Origin of the sequence: Pseudomonas cedrina subsp. cedrina, assembly GCF_001983175.1 — a bacterium.
Classification (GTDB): Bacteria; Pseudomonadota; Gammaproteobacteria; order Pseudomonadales; family Pseudomonadaceae; genus Aquipseudomonas; species Aquipseudomonas cedrina.
This window is the reverse complement of the sequence record NZ_MNPW01000005.1, coordinates 83215-99056: the sequence shown is the minus strand read 5'-3', so window position 1 is coordinate 99056 and position 15842 is coordinate 83215. Positions and strand designations below refer to the sequence as shown.

The 15842-nt window shown below is 62.2% G+C and carries 16 protein-coding genes and 2 pseudogenes; 7 read left to right on the top strand and 11 right to left on the bottom strand.

Annotation, left to right across the window (positions count from 1 at the left end; genetic code table 11):
* Window positions 1-213: 213 nt before the first annotated feature.
* Complete coding sequence (locus tag BLL36_RS11495) at window positions 214-1416, top strand: hypothetical protein (protein WP_083735280.1); 1203 nt, start codon at window positions 214-216, stop codon at window positions 1414-1416.
* Window positions 1417-1477: 61 nt separating this feature from the next.
* Here BLL36_RS11495 and BLL36_RS11490 read toward each other — a convergent pair whose 3' ends face one another.
* Window positions 1478-2329 (bottom strand): LysR substrate-binding domain-containing protein, encoded by an 852-nt coding sequence (locus BLL36_RS11490; RefSeq protein WP_076951546.1) that lies wholly within the window; start codon window positions 2327-2329, stop codon window positions 1478-1480.
* A gap of 101 nt (window positions 2330-2430) precedes the next feature.
* Between BLL36_RS11490 and BLL36_RS11485 the strand changes: the two genes are divergently transcribed.
* A complete protein-coding gene (locus BLL36_RS11485; RefSeq protein WP_076951545.1) occupies window positions 2431-3642 on the top strand; it encodes a CynX/NimT family MFS transporter in 1212 nt (403 codons plus the stop codon).
* Here the strand turns inward: BLL36_RS11485 and BLL36_RS11480 are convergent.
* Window positions 3563-4627 (bottom strand): fatty acid desaturase, encoded by a 1065-nt coding sequence (locus tag BLL36_RS11480; RefSeq protein WP_076951544.1) that lies wholly within the window; start codon window positions 4625-4627, stop codon window positions 3563-3565. The genes BLL36_RS11485 and BLL36_RS11480 overlap by 80 nt on opposite strands.
* 101 nt (window positions 4628-4728) lie before the next feature.
* On the opposite strand from BLL36_RS11480, the gene BLL36_RS11475 reads away from it, so the two are divergent.
* A complete protein-coding gene (locus BLL36_RS11475) occupies window positions 4729-5733 on the top strand; it encodes an AraC family transcriptional regulator (protein ID WP_076951543.1) in 1005 nt (334 codons plus the stop codon).
* A 128-nt stretch (window positions 5734-5861) separates the two neighbouring features.
* Here BLL36_RS11475 and BLL36_RS11470 read toward each other — a convergent pair.
* Window positions 5862-5975 (bottom strand): annotated as a pseudogene (locus BLL36_RS11470) (response regulator); the annotation flags it as partial.
* 119 nt (window positions 5976-6094) lie between these two features.
* Between BLL36_RS11470 and BLL36_RS11465 the strand changes: the two are divergent.
* Window positions 6095-6259 (top strand): annotated as a pseudogene (locus BLL36_RS11465) (helix-turn-helix domain-containing protein); the annotation flags it as partial.
* A 144-nt stretch (window positions 6260-6403) separates the two neighbouring features.
* On the opposite strand, the gene BLL36_RS11460 reads toward BLL36_RS11465, so the two are convergent.
* A complete protein-coding gene (locus BLL36_RS11460; protein WP_076951541.1) occupies window positions 6404-6763 on the bottom strand; it encodes a response regulator in 360 nt (119 codons plus the stop codon).
* Window positions 6764-6862: 99 nt separating this feature from the next.
* Here BLL36_RS11460 and BLL36_RS11455 point away from each other — a divergent pair, with 99 nt between their 5' ends.
* Both BLL36_RS11455 and uraH read left to right on the top strand, forming a co-directional pair.
* Window positions 6863-7336, top strand: a complete 474-nt coding sequence (locus tag BLL36_RS11455) for a GlcG/HbpS family heme-binding protein (protein WP_076951540.1) — start codon at window positions 6863-6865, stop codon at window positions 7334-7336.
* A gap of 10 nt (window positions 7337-7346) precedes the next feature.
* Complete coding sequence (gene uraH, locus BLL36_RS11450) at window positions 7347-7757, top strand: hydroxyisourate hydrolase (protein ID WP_076951539.1); 411 nt, start codon at window positions 7347-7349, stop codon at window positions 7755-7757.
* 1 nt (window position 7758) lies between these two features.
* On the opposite strand, the gene BLL36_RS11445 is transcribed toward uraH, so the two are convergent.
* On the bottom strand, window positions 7759-8445 hold the full coding sequence (locus BLL36_RS11445; protein ID WP_076951538.1) for a Crp/Fnr family transcriptional regulator: 687 nt from the start codon (window positions 8443-8445) through the stop codon (window positions 7759-7761).
* A gap of 83 nt (window positions 8446-8528) precedes the next feature.
* Between BLL36_RS11445 and BLL36_RS11440 the strand changes: the two genes are divergently transcribed.
* Entirely contained in the window at window positions 8529-9041 is a 513-nt protein-coding gene (locus BLL36_RS11440) for an Mpo1 family 2-hydroxy fatty acid dioxygenase (RefSeq protein ID WP_076951537.1), read from the top strand.
* Window positions 9042-9179: 138 nt separating this feature from the next.
* Here BLL36_RS11440 and BLL36_RS11435 read toward each other — a convergent pair whose 3' ends face one another.
* The 6 genes from BLL36_RS11435 to dibA all read right to left on the bottom strand — a co-directional run bounded on the left by BLL36_RS11435 (window position 9180) and on the right by dibA (window position 15814).
* On the bottom strand, window positions 9180-10160 hold the full coding sequence (locus tag BLL36_RS11435) for a sulfate/molybdate ABC transporter ATP-binding protein (protein WP_076951536.1): 981 nt from the start codon (window positions 10158-10160) through the stop codon (window positions 9180-9182).
* A 3-nt stretch (window positions 10161-10163) separates the two neighbouring features.
* Window positions 10164-11036 (bottom strand): sulfate ABC transporter permease subunit CysW, encoded by an 873-nt coding sequence (cysW, locus tag BLL36_RS11430; RefSeq protein WP_076951535.1) that lies wholly within the window; start codon window positions 11034-11036, stop codon window positions 10164-10166.
* 13 nt (window positions 11037-11049) lie between these two features.
* Window positions 11050-11868: a sulfate ABC transporter permease subunit CysT gene (gene cysT, locus BLL36_RS11425; protein WP_076951534.1), complete on the bottom strand. Its 819-nt coding sequence runs from the start codon at window positions 11866-11868 to the stop codon at window positions 11050-11052.
* A 173-nt stretch (window positions 11869-12041) separates the two neighbouring features.
* Window positions 12042-13052 (bottom strand): sulfate ABC transporter substrate-binding protein, encoded by a 1011-nt coding sequence (locus tag BLL36_RS11420; RefSeq protein ID WP_076951533.1) that lies wholly within the window; start codon window positions 13050-13052, stop codon window positions 12042-12044.
* Between the two features lie 160 nt (window positions 13053-13212).
* Window positions 13213-13395 carry a sulfur starvation response protein OscA gene (oscA, locus tag BLL36_RS11415; RefSeq protein ID WP_010565387.1) on the bottom strand — a complete coding sequence of 61 codons (183 nt, stop codon included), beginning with the start codon at window positions 13393-13395 and terminating at the stop codon, window positions 13213-13215.
* A 505-nt stretch (window positions 13396-13900) separates the two neighbouring features.
* Window positions 13901-15814: a phosphodiesterase DibA gene (gene dibA, locus BLL36_RS11410; protein WP_076951532.1), complete on the bottom strand. Its 1914-nt coding sequence runs from the start codon at window positions 15812-15814 to the stop codon at window positions 13901-13903.
* Between the last annotated feature and the right edge of the window lie 28 nt (window positions 15815-15842).

Sequence of the window (15842 nt, the reverse complement as noted above, 5' to 3'; positions counted from 1 at the left end):
TCAGTATAGGGACGGGATTTATATTCGTTAAGGAATAAGAAGCTATTTATTAATAACCAAAACTTCAATACCAGAGAAGATCGACTTTGATCCACGTTCCCGGCAAAAAAGGCCGCCCCCCCCTGATAAGAAGAAGACTCGAAAACTGGGCACCGGAACCGTCGGCCTGTAACGAGCCACAGAAAAATGCCCCGACATCAAAGGTGAAAAATTATGCTCGTCCACCAACCTCTAAACGTTTTGCCCCCCAGCCACACCCAGTCCTTGATAGACAACGGTCCGCGCGGCACAGCCCCTTCGCCCACGCTGCAACTTTCACCGTCGACCGCTACCGCTTCCCAGGCGCGCGCCAAGGATCAAGCAGCGCAATTCGTGGATCCGGCCAGTCGCACCGAGGCAGGGGGACGCACACGGGCATTGGCCCTGCAACAGACCGTCGCAGCCAGGGATCTTCTGTACCACCCAGGTGACACATTGCGCAGTGAACTGGGGTTGGCGGCAGGCAAGGCACACGACATGATCAGCCGGCTAGGCGACCTGCAGGCGCCACTGGGTGGGCACCTTTTCGGGCCTGAAGGACTGATGCCGGGCGAAAAACCTCAAGCATTGCTCCGCACGCTCCAACGCCTGATGGACGACGTCCCTGCCGGCAGCAACAGCGCCACAGCAAAAGACCGCTCGATAATGATCGCGCTCATGGGTGACATCGGCGCAATCCTGAGCAGCACAACCACAGGCGTGGAGCGCACACCAGGGCAGGATAAGCGGCTACGGGAAGCCATTCCCGGCTTGCTGGGCCTGCCTTATTCGGCAGCGCAATCCATCGCGCCCACCAGCGCGCTGGGAGGCTCGGGCACCATAGGGCCGGCCAAAAAGCAGGAACGGATCAAACCACCCAATGCCCAACCGCTTCGTACCGGCGTCCACAACCTGGGCAAGGAAGCAGATGATCTGCTGGGAATAAAATCGAATCGGCTGCTTCCCAGCCGGTGGGACGTGGCACAGCTCAAGAAAGAGCGCGTGGACAATACCGCGGAACCGCTGATCGCCCATATGTCCGGCACCCAGGCAGAGACCTTGGCGGTCTGGGACATGCTACGCGGGGAACAAAGGCCTTATACCCGAGTCATGGACGGACTCAATGAGCGTCCGGACCTTGCAAACGACCCCATGGCCCAGTTGCCCCCGGCGGAGCGCGACGCACGCTATGCACGCGCCGCTGGCACAGCGGCCTTCCTGATCAGTAACGGTTATCACAGCGCCGTGGAAGTACTGGGGGGGACGCTGGCCTATACCGGCCAGGATGGCCAATCGGTCGTCGGTCCCCGCCAGGACGCCGGTCATCTTTTCGGGCAAGGTGCCGCCACGCAACTCATCGGTGAGTTGCTCAACACGCAGCGCGCCGAGCGGGCCTGATCTTGAGTGCACCCGCCCCAGCGAAGGTACTGCGGAGAGGGTGACGTGGATCTCGGAAAACCTAGGGGGTGTGATGCGCGCATAACTCGAGTAACTGACGCAGCAGTGTCTGCCCTGCCGCCCCCAGGCCGCCGCGGCCGTACAATGCCAGGCGCACCCCCTGCACAGCCGGCAAACCACTGTCGGCGCCCAGGATGCGATGCCCTGGTTGCACCACGCGCTCCGGCAGCAGGCTGATGCCCAGCCCCGCCGCCACCGCCGAGCACACGCTGGCCAGGCTGGCACTGGAATAGCCAATGCGCCAGCGCCAGCCGCCCACCTCCAGATGTTGCAGCATTTCATTGCGATACAGGCCGCCCACGGGGAACGCCACCAGCGGCAATGGGTCGCGGTGCAGGGACGGCGTGCTGCGGCTATCAACCCAGCACAACGGTTCTGGCCAAGAGGCCAGGCAGTCGTCGCTGTCGCCCATTTGTTTGACCAGCAAGACGTCGAACTCACCACTGCGGTACTGGCGCTGCAACTGCGGGCCAAGCCCGCTGGCGACTTCCAGGCGCACCCGGGGATAGGCCAGCACAAACGAAGACAGCAATGGCATCAAGCGCTCAGCGGCAAAGTCTTCCGGTACGCCAAGACGCAGCACGCCGTCGCTTTGTTGGCCGATCAACACATCGGCGGCCTCCTCGTGCAGCGCCAGGATGCGCCGCGCATAGGCCAGCAAGCGCTCGCCCTCGACGGTGGCAACCACACGGCGCTGGTCACGGTCCAGCAACTGGCACGCCACCGCCTCTTCCAGGCGGCGGATCTGCTGGCTCACGGTCGACTGGGTCAAATGCAGGCGCTCAGCCGCCCGGGTGAAGCTGGCGCAATCGACGACCGCGACAAAACTGCGTAGCAACACGGGATCGAACATGGTCATTCCCTTTGCCACTGGATGGCATGGTTATATTTAATTTCAGAATACCTTGGGCGCTGGCCATACTCACGCCTCATCCACCCAATGCACGAGCACGCATGACCCTCAATAAATCTTTCGCCGGCTCGGCCCTGCTGGTGGTGCTCGGCCTGAACCTGCGGCCGATCCTCAGCTCGATCAGCCCATTGCTCGGCGAGATTCGCCAGGCCACCGGCCTGAGTTTCCAGAGCAGCGCCCTGCTTACCAGCCTGCCGGTGGTGTGCATGGGCCTGGTGGCGCTGGTGGGTGTGCGCGTTGAAGCAAAGCTGGGTGAGCGGCGCGGCATCGCCTTGGGCCTGATGATGATCCTGCTGGCGTGCCTGGCCCGCTGGTTGATGGGCCAGGGCTCGGCGCTGCTGGTCACGGCCTTGCTCGGCGGTGCCGGCGTGGCGCTGATCCAGGCGTTGGTGCCGGCAATGATCAAGCGCGAGTTCCATTACCGCGTGCCGGTGGCGATGGGGGTGTATTCCGCGTCGTTGATGGCCGGTGGCGGGCTGGCGGCGCTGCTCAGCCCGGTGGTGGCCAACCATTTCCAGCACTGGCAGGCCGGGCTCGGCGTGTGGTTGTTGCCAGCGCTGGCGGCGTTGCTGTTGTGGGCCTGGTTGCCGCTGGGCGCTGCGAAAAACCCGCGGGTGGCGCCAGCATTCCAGGGCCTGCGCAATCGTCGCGCCTGGCTGCTGGCGCTGTATTTCGGCTTGGTGAACTGCGGCTACATGAGCCTGGTGGCGTGGCTGCCCGCCTACTATCAGCAACTGGGTTGGGGTGTACTGCCCAGCGGATCACTGCTGGCCTTCATGACGATCTTCCAGGTGATCGCGGCGCTATTGATGCCGGTGCTAGCGCAACGCGGGGTCGACCGCCGGCCCCTGCTGTGGGTCAGCCTGCTGGCCCAGACCCTTGGCTACCTCGGCCTGTTGATTGCACCGTTGCAGTTTCCCCATGTGTGGGTGGCGCTGTGCGGTTTCGGCCTGGGAGCGTGTTTCGCCCTCAGCCTGCTGCTGACCCTGGACCATCACCGCGACCCGCGACAAGCCGGTCAACTGGCGGCGTTCGTACAGGGCGTGGGCTTTTTGATCAATGCGGTTTCGCCGTGGCTGACCGGCTGGTTGCGCGAAGTCACCGGTAGCTTTGTCAGTGCCTGGATCGTGCTGACCGCGACGGCGGTCGCGATGCTGGTGGTAACGCGGGTATTCAGCCCGGCGACTTACCGCCCTGCGCCCGCGCCAGTGGTTCAAGCCGATTTGCCCGCGCAAACGTCCCGAAGTCATTGAAACGCACCCCCATCTCAGCCATGACTTCATGCGCCACCCTGGCGGTGAGCTGGCGGATGTAGAACGGCTCCTTCACCACAAAATGGTGGATGCCATGGGTGCTGCCGAAATTGAAGCAGAACGCTTGCAGCGGCCACATCCACCAGGGGCTCAGCACTTGGGTCTGCTGGATCACATTGCCCAGCTCCACATCGCCGTAGTAGTGCATGTTGGAGCTGACGAAGTGCAGGCAAAACGTGCGCAGCACATTGGGGCCGATGATCACCACGGCGGCGATGTCGATCACCTGCATCATCTGCAAAGTGCCCGCTGACCATTCGATGGGCGCGCCCAACAGGCTGGCGATGCCGTTGGCGGCGTGAAAGCCGAGGAACACATACCACGCGCCCCAATGCAGCAGCGCCAGCGGTGCATACACCAGCAATACACGCTTGAGGATGCTGAACCTGTGCCGCCAGGTCTTGGCGCGCAACAGGCGAATCAGGGCCGACATCATGTTGTCGCCCACCATCAGCAACCGTGGGATGCCCCAGGGCTCGCCGTTGGTGATCGCGCGCTCCTCCATATCGGCCTCGGTGCCGGAGACCTTGTGATGGTTGAGGTGCAAGTGCCGGCGAATCCACGGGTTGATCGTGCTCGGCCGCGCCAGCCATACCAGGCCCATCATCAGGTTGTGCGCCAGGCGCTGCTTGCGAAAATACATGCTGTGGATCAGGTCATGTTCCAGCTCATGGGTCAGCGAGGCGAAGAACGCATTGAGCAGCAGGCACGCCCACCACGCCATGTACCCCATGATGTAGAGCGCCGCCGAGCCGATCATGCCCACCAGCGCAAACGCCAGGATCCCCGCCCCCAGCGCATCCTGATGCAGCAACCAGGGATGTTGCCGACGCAGTCGCACGCCCTCGGCCAGCACCACTTCACGGATATGCGCCGCGCGCTGTTGTGCATTCATCCGCTGGGGGCTTGCAGAAGTACCGTCCATGCTTCCATCCTCTGGTCTGTTGATGCTCACATCCTGCCCCAAGCGATCAGGCAGGATGCTAGCCCCGCACGCCAACCTGTTGACCGCAAGCGCCAATCGCCATGACCGAACCCACCTCCCTCGCCAGCTGGACCCGCGCCCTGCGCAAGCAGCTCGACGCCCTGGGCCTCGACAGTGCCGCGCTGTGCACGCAGGCCGGGCTCGACCCGCAGCGCATGGACGACCCCAACGCACGTTATCCGCTGTCGGCCACCACGCGCCTGTGGGCGCTGGCGGTGCAGGCCAGCGGCGATCCGGCCATCGGCTTGCGGGTGTCGCGGTTTGTCAGCCCCACCACGTTTCACGCGTTGGGGTATGCCTTGGTCGCCAGCGGCAGCTTGCGTGAAGTGTTCGAGCGCATCGTGCGTTATTACCAGGTGGTCAGCGATGCACTGACCCTGGAGCTGAGCCTTGAAGGTGAGCGTTACCGCTTTCGCCTGTTGCAGCCGCCGGGCAGCCCGGCACCGGCATTTGAAGCCATCGATGCGTTCGCGGCGATTTATGTGCGCACTTGCCGCAACCGCCTGGGACGCGACTACGCGCCGCTGGCGGTGTACCTGCGACGGCCGCAGCCGGCCGATCCCCAGCCATGGCACAGGGTGTTTCGCGCGCCGGTATTCTTCGGCGCCGAGGAAGACCGATTGGAGTTCGCCGCCCAGGATTTCGACAGCCACCTGGACGATGCCAACCCGGAACTGGCCGAGCACAACGAAACCGTGCTCAAGCGCACCCTCGCCCAGCTGCAACCGCTGACCTGGGAACGCAAGGTGCGCGCGGCCATCGAGGCGCAACTGCCGGAGGGCGAGCCCGGCGCCGAGCGCATCGCCCAGGCCTTGCACCTGAGCCTGCGCAGCTTGCAGCGGCATCTCGCCGATGAAGGCTGCCGGTTTGATGCGTTGCTCAATGAATGCCGGGAGAACCTGGCGTTACTGCATTTGCGCGATCCGCAGTGCTCATTGGCCGAGGTCAGTCATTTATTGGGGTTTGCCGACACCAGCAGCTTCAACCGGGCGTTCAAGCGCTGGACGGGGATGACGCCGGGGCAGTTCAGGGATGGGTTGCGGTAGATAGGTTTGTAGTGCCTGTGAGGGCCTCATCGCGGGCAAGCCCGGCTCCCACAGGGGAATGCATTTCGAAATGTGGGAGCTGGTTTGCCTGCGATGACGCCGGCCCAGGCGTTGCTTATTAGGACCGATCAACGCCCGCGATCACGGCGCAGTAATTTCTTCACCCGCACCACCAACGCCTTGTCCTCAAACGGCTTGAGCAAGTAATCATCCTCATGCAGCTCCAGCCCGCGCAGGCAATTGCTCGTTCCCACGCTCCGCGTGGGAATGCCGCCTGGGACGCTCCGCGTCCCGCCGACAACTCAATGCATAAGGTGACGCAGAGCGTCACGGGATGCATTACCACGCGGAGCGTGGGAACGATCAATGCCGGGAGAACCTGGCGTTACTTCATTTGCGCGATCCGCAGTGCTCATTGGCCGAGGTCAGTCATTTATTGGGGTTTGCCGACACCAGCAGCTTCAACCGGGCGTTCAAGCGCTGGACGGGGATGACGCCGGGGCAGTTCAGGGATGGGTTGCGGTAGATAGGCTTGTGGTGTTTTTAAGGACCTCTTCGCGAGCAAGCCCGCTCCCACAGTTGACCGCATTCCAAAGCTGGAAATCGGTCAACTGTGGGAGCGGGCTTGCTCGCGAAAGCACCGGAACAGGCGCTGCAGCTTCCAGATGAATCAACGCCCGCGACGCAACAACTTCTTGACCCGCACCACCAACGCCTTGTCCTCAAACGGCTTGAGCAAGTAATCATCCTCATGCAATTCCAGCCCGCGCAGACGATCTTCAATCCCGCCCGGCGTGGTCAGGAACAGCACCGGCGTCTGGCCCTTCTGCCGAATCGCCTGCTGCAGCTTCCAGGCATTGAGCCCCGGCAACATCACGTCCAGGATCACCAAGTCGTACTCGGTGCTTTCCACAAACCGCTGGGCGGCCATGCCGTTGGCCGCGACTTCCACGGCAAAACCTGCCTCGCTCAGGCCCTGGGCCATGCGTTGCGCCAGTTGCGGCTGGTCTTCCACTAACAACACCTGCATGCCTACCTCTTGGGTTCATTACAAACCTGTCATCAAATTGTTCGGCTTTTGACCCCGTCCGCTGGCTAAGGTGGCGGCCTGCTTTCTGGAGCCGTTCCCATGTACCGCACCGCCTTGTTCTTGAGTATCGCCATCAGCGCCAGCGTCGTGGCAGCGCCATCACTGCCGCGTCACGCCGACCTCGATCTGGCCACCGCCCGCCAATTGGCGGACGCCAGCCTGGCGCACTGCACCGCGGCCATCACCGTAGTGGATCGCGGCGCCAACCTGTTGCTCAGCCTGCGCGCCGACGGCGTTGGCCCGCACAACAGTGTGGCCAGCCAGCGTAAGGCGTATACCGCACTGTCGTCGAAAACCCCGACCCGACTGTTCGCCGAGCGTGCCCGCAACAACCCCGAAGCCGCCAACCTTAACAGCTTGCCCGAGTTGCTGTTGCTCGGCGGCGGCGTGCCGCTGTTTGCCGACAACGAATTGGTGGGCGCGCTGGGCATCGCCGGTGCCGGCGGCGCCGAGCAGGACGAAGCCTGCGCGGTCAACGCGGCCAATCAACTTGGCTTGAATATCACCCCTTGAGGAAACAATGATGAAAACGTTGAACATGACCCTTGCCGCCCTCAGCCTGAGCGGCCTGAGCGGCCTGGCGCTGGCGGCCGGCAACCCGCTGAGCGTGCATGTGCTGAACCTGGAAAACGGCCTGCCATCCGCCGGTGTCGGCGTCACCCTGGAGCAGCACGTGGGCGATCACTGGCAGTCGCTGTCCAACGGCGTCACCAACCAGCAGGGGCGTATCGCCGAACTCTTCCCGGCCAACCAGGCCATGCAACCCGGCGAGTACCGCGTGGTATTCAAGACCGGCGATTATTACAAAAAAGCCAATCGCGAGACGTTCTTTCCCGAGGTGCCGGTGATCTTCCAGGTCAAGCAGGCCGACCAGCATTACCACATTCCGCTGTTGCTCAGCCCTTACGGCTTTTCCACCTATCGCGGCTCTTAGTTCACAGGCCCGCGGCCTGCCGCAGGCCCTGCAAGTCCAGCACCTCAATCGCAGCGTAACTCAGGCCGATGATGCCCTGTTGTTCCAGCGCCTTGAGCAGACTGTTGGTGGTCTGGCGCGACAAGCCCAGCATCGCTGCCAGATCCTCCTGGGGCAGTTGCAGTGTGCGGCGCGCCGGGTCGATCTCGCCGTAGCCTTCGGCGATCATCAGCAGCCGATGGGCCAGGCGCGCCGACGCGGGCATCAGGCTCATCTGCTCGATGTTGATCAACGACAGGCGCAATTTGTGGCTCATCAACAAGGCCACGTCGCGCCAATACACCGGCTGCCTGGCAAGGATGTCGAGCATCGACGCCTGCGGTACCTGCAACAGGGTGCACGGGCCCATCGCCAGGGCATCGTGGGTGCGCGGCAGGTTATCGAACAGGCAGATTTCGCCGAACCAGTAAGGCGTTTCCACCAGGCTCAAGACCGCCTCCTTGCCCTGGGCATTCACCGCGCTGATGCGCACCGCGCCGTCCAGCACCGCATACAGCCCACACGGCGGATCGCCGCGCTTGAACAGCGACTGCCCCGCCGTCAGCGAGCGCAACCGCGCGGCCGCCAGCAGGCTACGCTGTAGCTCGACAGGCAGATGGCTGAACCAGTGCCCGCTGGCCAGACGGGCGTGCCATTTCTGTGCATCCATGGGAACTCCGAAGATTGTCGCCCAGTTGACAGTTCACCACAGGCTGACAGGGCATGATCAAGCATCCTACAGGAGGAATAACAATGAAAAGCCTCGTCGACCACCTCAGCCAATACGCCGCCTACCACCGCGACCCGCGCAATATCGCCAGCCACTTTATCGGCATTCCGCTGATCGTGGTCGCGGTCGCCGTGCTGCTGTCGCGCCCCGAATGGACAGTGGCTGGCCTGTGGATTTCACCGGCCGTGATTGTCGCGCTGTTGTCGGCGTGGTTTTACCTGCGCCTGGAACTGGCGTTGGGCGTATTGATGACGTTGCTGATGGGGTTGTCGGTATGGGCCGGGCACGCGCTGGCGGCGCAGAGCACGCTGGTGTGGCTGGGCAGTGGCGTCGGGATGTTTGTGGTGGGCTGGGTGATTCAGTTTGTCGGGCATTACTACGAAGGCAAGAAGCCGGCGTTTATCGATGATGTGTCGGGGCTGATCGTGGGGCCGCTGTTTGTGGTGGCGGAGTTGGCGTTTTTGCTGGGGTTGCGGCAGGGGTTGAAGCAGCAGATCGAGCAGCGCTCCGGGCCGGTCCTGCTGCTTTCGGTCTAAATGTGGGAGCCGGGCTTGCCCGCGATGGCATCACCTCGGTGTATCTGATACACCGCGGTGATGCCATCGCAGCGATGCGGCGACCCGACAAGCCAGCTCCCACAGAAGCCCGCTCCCACATTGGGTGTTGCGGTGTGATCAGGCTTTTTGCCAGACCTTGGGCTTGAAGAACAGGGTCTCGCCACGGGCCAGGCCGGTCAGGCTGTCATGGTCTTTCACCACTTCAGCTTCGATCAGCTCGGGCTGGCCTTCAACCTTCAGCGTCACCCGCGTGGTCGCGCCCAACGGGCGAATATCACGCACCTCAGCAGCATGGTGATCCTCCAGCTCATGCCGCGACAACGACACTTCGTGCGGACGGAACAGCAGGTGTTTGTCTTCACCCAAATGCAGGCGGTTGGAGTCGCCGAGGAAGTGGTAGACGAAATCGCTGGCCGGGTTTTCGTAGACCTCACCCGGTGAGCCGATCTGCTCGATCACGCCCTTGTTCATCACCACGATGCGGTCGGCAACCTCCATGGCCTCTTCCTGGTCGTGGGTCACGAACACCGAGGTCAGGTTGATGTCTTCGTGCAGGCGCGCCAGCCAGCGGCGCAGCTCTTTGCGCACCTTGGCGTCGAGGGCGCCGAACGGCTCGTCCAGCAGCAGCACTTTGGGTTCCACCGCCAGGGCGCGGGCCAGGGCGATACGCTGGCGCTGGCCACCGGAGAGTTGTTCCGGGTAGCGGTCCGACAGCCAATCCAACTGCACCATGTTCAGCAGTTCATGCACCTTGACCGCGATCTGGCTTTCGCTCGGGCGCTGGTTTTTCGGTTTCATGCGCAGGCCGAACGCCACGTTGTCGAACACGCTCATGTGGCGGAACAACGCATAGTGCTGGAACACAAACCCGACGTTGCGATCACGCACATCGTGGCCGGAGACGTCTTCGCCGTGGAACACGATGCTGCCGTCATCCGGGGTTTCGAGGCCTGCAATGATGCGCAGCAAGGTGGTCTTGCCACAGCCGGACGGGCCCAGCAACGCCACCAGCTCGCCACTCTGGATGTCCAGATTGATGCTGTTGAGGGCCTTGAAGGCGTTGAAATTCTTGCTGACATTACGGACTTCGATCGACATGACTTATTCCTCACCAGCGCTGTTGCGCAGGCGGTTGATACGGTTCTCGCTCCACTGCTTGAGCAGCAGGATGAAGAGCGCCAGGATCAGCAACAGGCTGGCCACCGCAAACGCGGCGACGTGGTTGTATTCGTTGTAGAGAATCTCGACATGCAGCGGCAGGGTGTTGGTGACGCCGCGAATGTGGCCGGACACCACCGACACCGCGCCGAACTCACCCATGGCCCGCGCGGTACACAGCACCACGCCGTAGATCAGGCCCCACTTGATATTCGGCACGGTGACATGCCAGAACATCTGCCAGCCATTGGCGCCCAGCAGGCGCGCGGCCTCTTCTTCCTGGGTGCCCTGCTCCTGCATCAGCGGGATCAGCTCACGGGCCACGAAGGGCACGGTGACGAAGATGGTCGCCAGTACGATACCGGGCAAGGCGAATACGATCTGGATGTCGTGGTCCTGCAACCACGGGCCGAAGAAGCCCTGGGCGCCGAACATCAGTACGTAGACCAGGCCCGCAATCACCGGCGACACCGAGAACGGCAGGTCGATCAGCGTCACCAGGATGCTTTTGCCACGGAACGAGTACTTGCTCACGCACCAGGCGGCGCTGACGCCGAATACCACATTGAGCGGCACCGAAATCAGCACGGCGATCACCGTGAGTTTCAGCGCCGACAACGCGTCGGGTTCGAGGATGGCGGTAAAGAACGCGCCAAGGCCGTTTTTCAGGCCCTGGGTCACCACGATCAGCAGCGGCAACAGCAGAAACAGGACGAACACCAGCCAGCCAAGGCCGATCAGGATACGTCGCGACACAGCGCTGCCACGGCGGGCGGCGTTGGCCGAGGACGCGGCGGAAATAGACGATTGGGACATGTTCCGCGCCTCCTTATGGACGTTCGATGCGCCGCTGCAACAAGTTGATCAGCAGCAGCAATACAAAGGAAACCACCAGCATCAGCACGCCGATGGACGTGGCGCCGCGATAGTCGTATTGGTCGAGCTTGACCATGATCAGCAGCGGCAGGATCTCGGTTTTCATCGGCATGTTGCCGGCGATGAAGATCACCGAACCGTACTCACCGACGCCACGGGCAAACGCCAGGGCGAAACCGGTCAACCAAGCCGGCAGCAACGCAGGCACCAGGATGTAGCGGAACACCTGCAGCGGCTTGGCGCCCAGGCAGGCGGCGGCTTCTTCGACTTCCCGGGGGATGTCGGCCAGTACCGGCTGCACCGTGCGCACTACGAACGGCAACGTGACGAAGGTCAGCGCCAGGGTGATGCCCAAGGGGGTGTAGGCGATCTTGAAGCCCAGGTCGGCGGCGAACTGGCCGACAAAGCCGTTCGGCGCATACAAGGCCGTCAGCGCGATACCGGCCACGGCGGTGGGCAGGGCGAACGGCAGGTCGATCATCGCATCGATGATTTTGCGGCCGGGGAAGGTGTAGCGCACCAGCACCCAGGCCAGCAGCGTGCCGATCACGCCGTTGATCAGCGCGGCATACAACGCGGTGCTGAAGCTCAGTTTCAATGCCGCCAGCACGCGCGGTGCGGAAATGATGGCCCAGAACTGATCCCAGGTGAGTTGGGCGGCGTGGACAAACATCGCCGCCAGCGGGATGAGTACGATCAGGCTGAGGTACACGACGGTGTAGCCCAGCGTCAGCCCGAAGCCGGGTATGACGGGGGAGGTACGACGCGACATAAGAGTCCTTGGTTAAAGGGTAAACACCACTGCACGTTTCTGTGGACACTGGCTTGTGTGGGAGCCGGGCTTGCCCGCGATGCAGGCACCTCGGTGTATCAGTCACACCTCGGTGATGCCATCGCAGGCAAGCCAGCTCCCACAGAAAAGCGGATCCCTATAGATACTTTGGCTTACTGCGCCGTGTAGATCTGGTCGAACACGCCACCGTCGTTAAAGAATTTCGGTTGGGCAGTTTTCCAGCCGCCGAAGTCTTTGTCGATAGTCACCAGGTCCAGTTTCGGGAACTGCTGGGCGTATTTGGCGGCGACTTTCTCATCGCGTGGGCGGTAGAAGTTTTTCGCCGCAATTTCCTGGCCAGCCGGGCTGTACAGGTGCTTGAGGTATTCGGTGGCGATTTCGGTGTTGCCCTTTTTCTCGGCGTTCTTGTCGACCACGGCCACTGGCGGCTCCGCGAGGATCGACAGCGAAGGCACGACGATATCGAACTTGTCGGCGCCGCCGTCTTCTTTCAGGGCCAGGAAGGCTTCGTTTTCCCAGGCCAGCAACACGTCGCCCTGGCCGTTGTTGACGAAGGTGATGGTTGAACCGCGCGCGCCGGTGTCCAGCACCGGCACGTGCTTGAACAGCTCCTTGACGTATTCCTGGGCCTTGGCTTCGCTGCCACCGGCTTTCAGGCCGTAGGCCCAGGCGGCGAGGAAGTTCCAGCGGGCGCCGCCGGAGGTTTTCGGGTTCGGCGTGATCACCGACACGTCTTTCTTGATCAGGTCACCCCAATCCTTGATGCCTTTGGGGTTGCCCTTGCGCACCAAAAACACGATGGTCGAGGTGTACGGGGTGCTGGCATCCGGCAGGCGGGTCTGCCAATTTTCCGGGAGCGTCTTGCCCAGCTTGGCAACTTCGTCGATGTCACCGGCCAGGGCCAGGGTGACCACGTCGGCGCGCAGGCCATCGATCACAGCCCGGGCCTGCTTGCCCGAACCACCGTGGGATTGCTGGATCTTGACGGTGTCGCCGGGGTGGGACTGTTTCCAGAAGCTGGTGAACTCAGCGTTGTAGTCCTGGTACAGCTCACGCGTAGGGTCGTACGAGACGTTGAGCAACTCGTAGTCCTTGGCAACCGCGGAACCTGCAAACACGGCGCTGGCCAGGGCGGCCAGGGCATAACGGCGAATCGACGACATAGAAGCTCCTGAAATTCTGGGGTGTTGGCCGCCCCTGTAGGAGCGAGCTTGCTCGCGAAAAACCTGAGGCCGACGCGAGTTACCTGATAGCGCTGCGTCATCGTTAAAGGTTTTCGCGAGCAAGCTCGCTCCTACAGGGGCTTATTCTTATAGTTGTTGCTTAGGCGGGCTTGTTACCCGGGTTCTGCAGGCGGAATTTTTCTTTGCGTTCAATCTGCACGACTTGCGCGTTGTGCACCGTGATTTCCACCGCGCCAAACCGCAGATCGCGCAGGGCGCTCTGGATCTCGCGCAAAATGGCTGCTTCGTCCTGGCCGTCAACGCTACGTAGAGATGCGCTCATGGTCTCGCTCCTGAAATGAAGATGCCTGCGCAGTGGTGGCACTGCTTGTGGCGTGAGGGCGATAGTAAATAAGCGCGGATATTCTTAAAAAGACTATTTAAGAATGTTTATATAACCAAAAATAATTTCCTATTGGGGCGTGGGGTTAGATGCAGGTTTTGGAGCCGAGTACTGAGTCAGCTTGATGCAAATCCAACTGTGGGAGCTGGCTTGCCTGCGATAGCGGTGTGTCAGTCACCGAATGCAGCAACTGGTCGGCCCCCATCGCAGCATAGGTATCTACACAACCCTCAAAGGCTGACAAATCTCTCTGTAGTGAGCGGGCTTGTCCCGCGCTGGGTGGCGAAGCCGCCCCAATAAAGGCATCGCCGAGCTTCAGGTAGAATCCGGTCGCCTGGTTTGGGGCTGCTTCGCCACCCAGCGCGGGACAAGCCCGCTCACTACAAAGATGTGTAGATACCCATGCCCATCGCAGGCCAGCCAGCTACCACAGGTTGAAGGCATTTCAAATCCGGATGGTTGGCGCCTTCATCCAATCTATCTCTTCTGCCGGCACCGGCCGCCCAAACCAATATCCCTGGCCCATATCGCACTGCTGGTCGAGCAGAAACCGCGCCTGCTCCGCCTGCTCGATCCCCTCGGCATGCACCTGCATGCCCATGCTTTTGGCCAGGGCGATCACCACGCGCACAATCGCGGCGTCATCTTCGTCCCACGGCAGCCCGGCGACAAAACCCTGGTCGATCTTGAGTTTCTGTACCGGCAGGCGCTTGAGGCGCAGCAATGAGGAATAGCCGGTGCCAAAGTCATCGATGGCCAGGCGCAGGCCCAGCTCGCGCAGGCGGTGCATCTGCTCCAGGGCGACCTCCGGGTCTTGCATCACGGCGCTTTCAGTAACCTCCAGTTCAAGAAACGCCGGGTCCAGGCCGGTTTCATGCAGCACCTGGGCGACCTGCGCATACAGCTCGCGCCGCGCAAACAGGCGGCTGGACACGTTGACGGCGATGAAACTCAAGGGCGCCCCTTGGGACAACCATTGGCACATTTGCCGGCAGGCCTGGTGCATGACCCAGGCATCGATCTCGGCGATCAACCCGGTGCGTTCGGCAATGGGGATGAACTCGACCGGGGGCACCAGGCCCCGCTCCGGGTGCTGCCAGCGCACCAACGCCTCGACGCCGATCAAGCGGCCGCCGTGCAGCTCATGCACCGGTTGGTAATAGACGCAGAGCTCCTGCCGCTCAAGGGCGCGGCGCAATTCGCTGGCGATTTCCACACGGTTCTGCGCGTGAGCGGTGAGTTCTTCGGTGTACAACGCATAGCCTTCGCGGCCGGCGCTCTTGGCCTTGAACAGCGCGGAATCGGCGTTACGCAGCAGTTGTTCAGCGCTCAGGGCGTCGTTGGGGAACAGGCTGATACCGATACTGGCGCTGATAAACAGCTGGTGGTCATCGAAGATGAACGGTTGTTTCATCGTCTGCAAGATACGTTGCGCCAGGCCGCCGGCCTGGGCCAGCTGTGGACAACTTTCCGCCAGCACGGCGAACTCATCACCGCCCAGGCGCGCCAGGGTCACACCCGGGCCGAGCAGCGCCGTGAGCCGTTCGCCCACCAGTTTGAGCAACTGGTCACCGACGTTATGGCCCAGGCTGTCGTTGATGATCTTGAAGTGGTCCAGGTCCAGCAACAGCAGGGCGCAACCGCGCTTGTGCAGTTGCGCCGAAGCCAGCGCCTGCTCGGCGCGGTCGGTGAACAGCAGGCGGTTGGGCAGGTCGGTCAGCGGGTCGTGGTGCGCAAGGTGGGCCAGTTCGTGCTCGGAGTCCTTGATGGCGCTGATGTCGGAAAACACCGCGACGTAATGCGAGACCTGGCCTTGGTCATCGAAGATCACCCGAATGGTTTGCCACTGTGGATAAATCTCCCCGCTTTTGCGTCGGTTCCAGATTTCCCCGCTCCATTCGCCGGTGCGCGCCAGGCTCTGGAACATCTGCTGGTAAAAATTCGACGAATGGCGCCCAGACTTGAACAGGCTCGGCTGCTGGCCCATGACGTCTTCGCGCTGGTAGCCGGTGATCGCCATAAAGGCCCGATTAACGTGGACAATCAGGCCCTGCGCGTCGGTCACCAGCACGCCTTCGCGGGTGCAGTCGAACACCGCAGCGGCCTGGCGCAGGCGCTCGCGGTTTTCCTTGAGGGGTTGCAGCAACTGGCTGGCACGGGCAAACCGGGCGCAAAGCAGGGAAATCGCCACGGCACTGAGGGCCACCCACACATAGCCGCGAACCTGCAGCCAATGGGTCAGCTCACTCGGGTTATCGAGAAATTCGATCAATATCGCGGGCGTGAGGCTTATCCACAGCACGGAAACCAGCAGGTAGACCAGCCCCGCACGCAGGGCACCTCGGTATGAAAACAGCATATGGTCAGTAATCCTTACCCAAAAACAG

Excerpts from the sequence above, each read along its gene's own strand:
- BLL36_RS11480 (WP_076951544.1), bottom strand. The coding sequence starts at position 4,627 with ATGGACGGTACTTCTGCAAGCCCCCAGCGGATGAATGCACAACAGCGC.
- BLL36_RS11475 (WP_076951543.1), top strand. The coding sequence starts at position 4,729 with ATGACCGAACCCACCTCCCTCGCCAGCTGGACCCGCGCCCTGCGCAAG.
- BLL36_RS11435 (WP_076951536.1), bottom strand. The coding sequence starts at position 10,160 with ATGTCGATCGAAGTCCGTAATGTCAGCAAGAATTTCAACGCCTTCAAG.
- cysW (WP_076951535.1), bottom strand. The coding sequence starts at position 11,036 with ATGTCCCAATCGTCTATTTCCGCCGCGTCCTCGGCCAACGCCGCCCGC.
- cysT (WP_076951534.1), bottom strand. The coding sequence starts at position 11,868 with ATGTCGCGTCGTACCTCCCCCGTCATACCCGGCTTCGGGCTGACGCTG.
- BLL36_RS11445 (WP_076951538.1), bottom strand. The coding sequence starts at position 8,445 with ATGGATGCACAGAAATGGCACGCCCGTCTGGCCAGCGGGCACTGGTTC.
- BLL36_RS11455 (WP_076951540.1), top strand. The coding sequence starts at position 6,863 with ATGTACCGCACCGCCTTGTTCTTGAGTATCGCCATCAGCGCCAGCGTC.
- BLL36_RS11440 (WP_076951537.1), top strand. The coding sequence starts at position 8,529 with ATGAAAAGCCTCGTCGACCACCTCAGCCAATACGCCGCCTACCACCGC.
- BLL36_RS11490 (WP_076951546.1), bottom strand. The coding sequence starts at position 2,329 with ATGTTCGATCCCGTGTTGCTACGCAGTTTTGTCGCGGTCGTCGATTGC.
- BLL36_RS11420 (WP_076951533.1), bottom strand. The coding sequence starts at position 13,052 with ATGTCGTCGATTCGCCGTTATGCCCTGGCCGCCCTGGCCAGCGCCGTG.
- BLL36_RS11485 (WP_076951545.1), top strand. The coding sequence starts at position 2,431 with ATGACCCTCAATAAATCTTTCGCCGGCTCGGCCCTGCTGGTGGTGCTC.
- dibA (WP_076951532.1), bottom strand. The coding sequence starts at position 15,814 with ATGCTGTTTTCATACCGAGGTGCCCTGCGTGCGGGGCTGGTCTACCTG.
- BLL36_RS11460 (WP_076951541.1), bottom strand. The coding sequence starts at position 6,763 with ATGCAGGTGTTGTTAGTGGAAGACCAGCCGCAACTGGCGCAACGCATG.
- BLL36_RS11495 (WP_083735280.1), top strand. The coding sequence starts at position 214 with ATGCTCGTCCACCAACCTCTAAACGTTTTGCCCCCCAGCCACACCCAG.
- oscA (WP_010565387.1), bottom strand. The coding sequence starts at position 13,395 with ATGAGCGCATCTCTACGTAGCGTTGACGGCCAGGACGAAGCAGCCATT.
- uraH (WP_076951539.1), top strand. The coding sequence starts at position 7,347 with ATGAAAACGTTGAACATGACCCTTGCCGCCCTCAGCCTGAGCGGCCTG.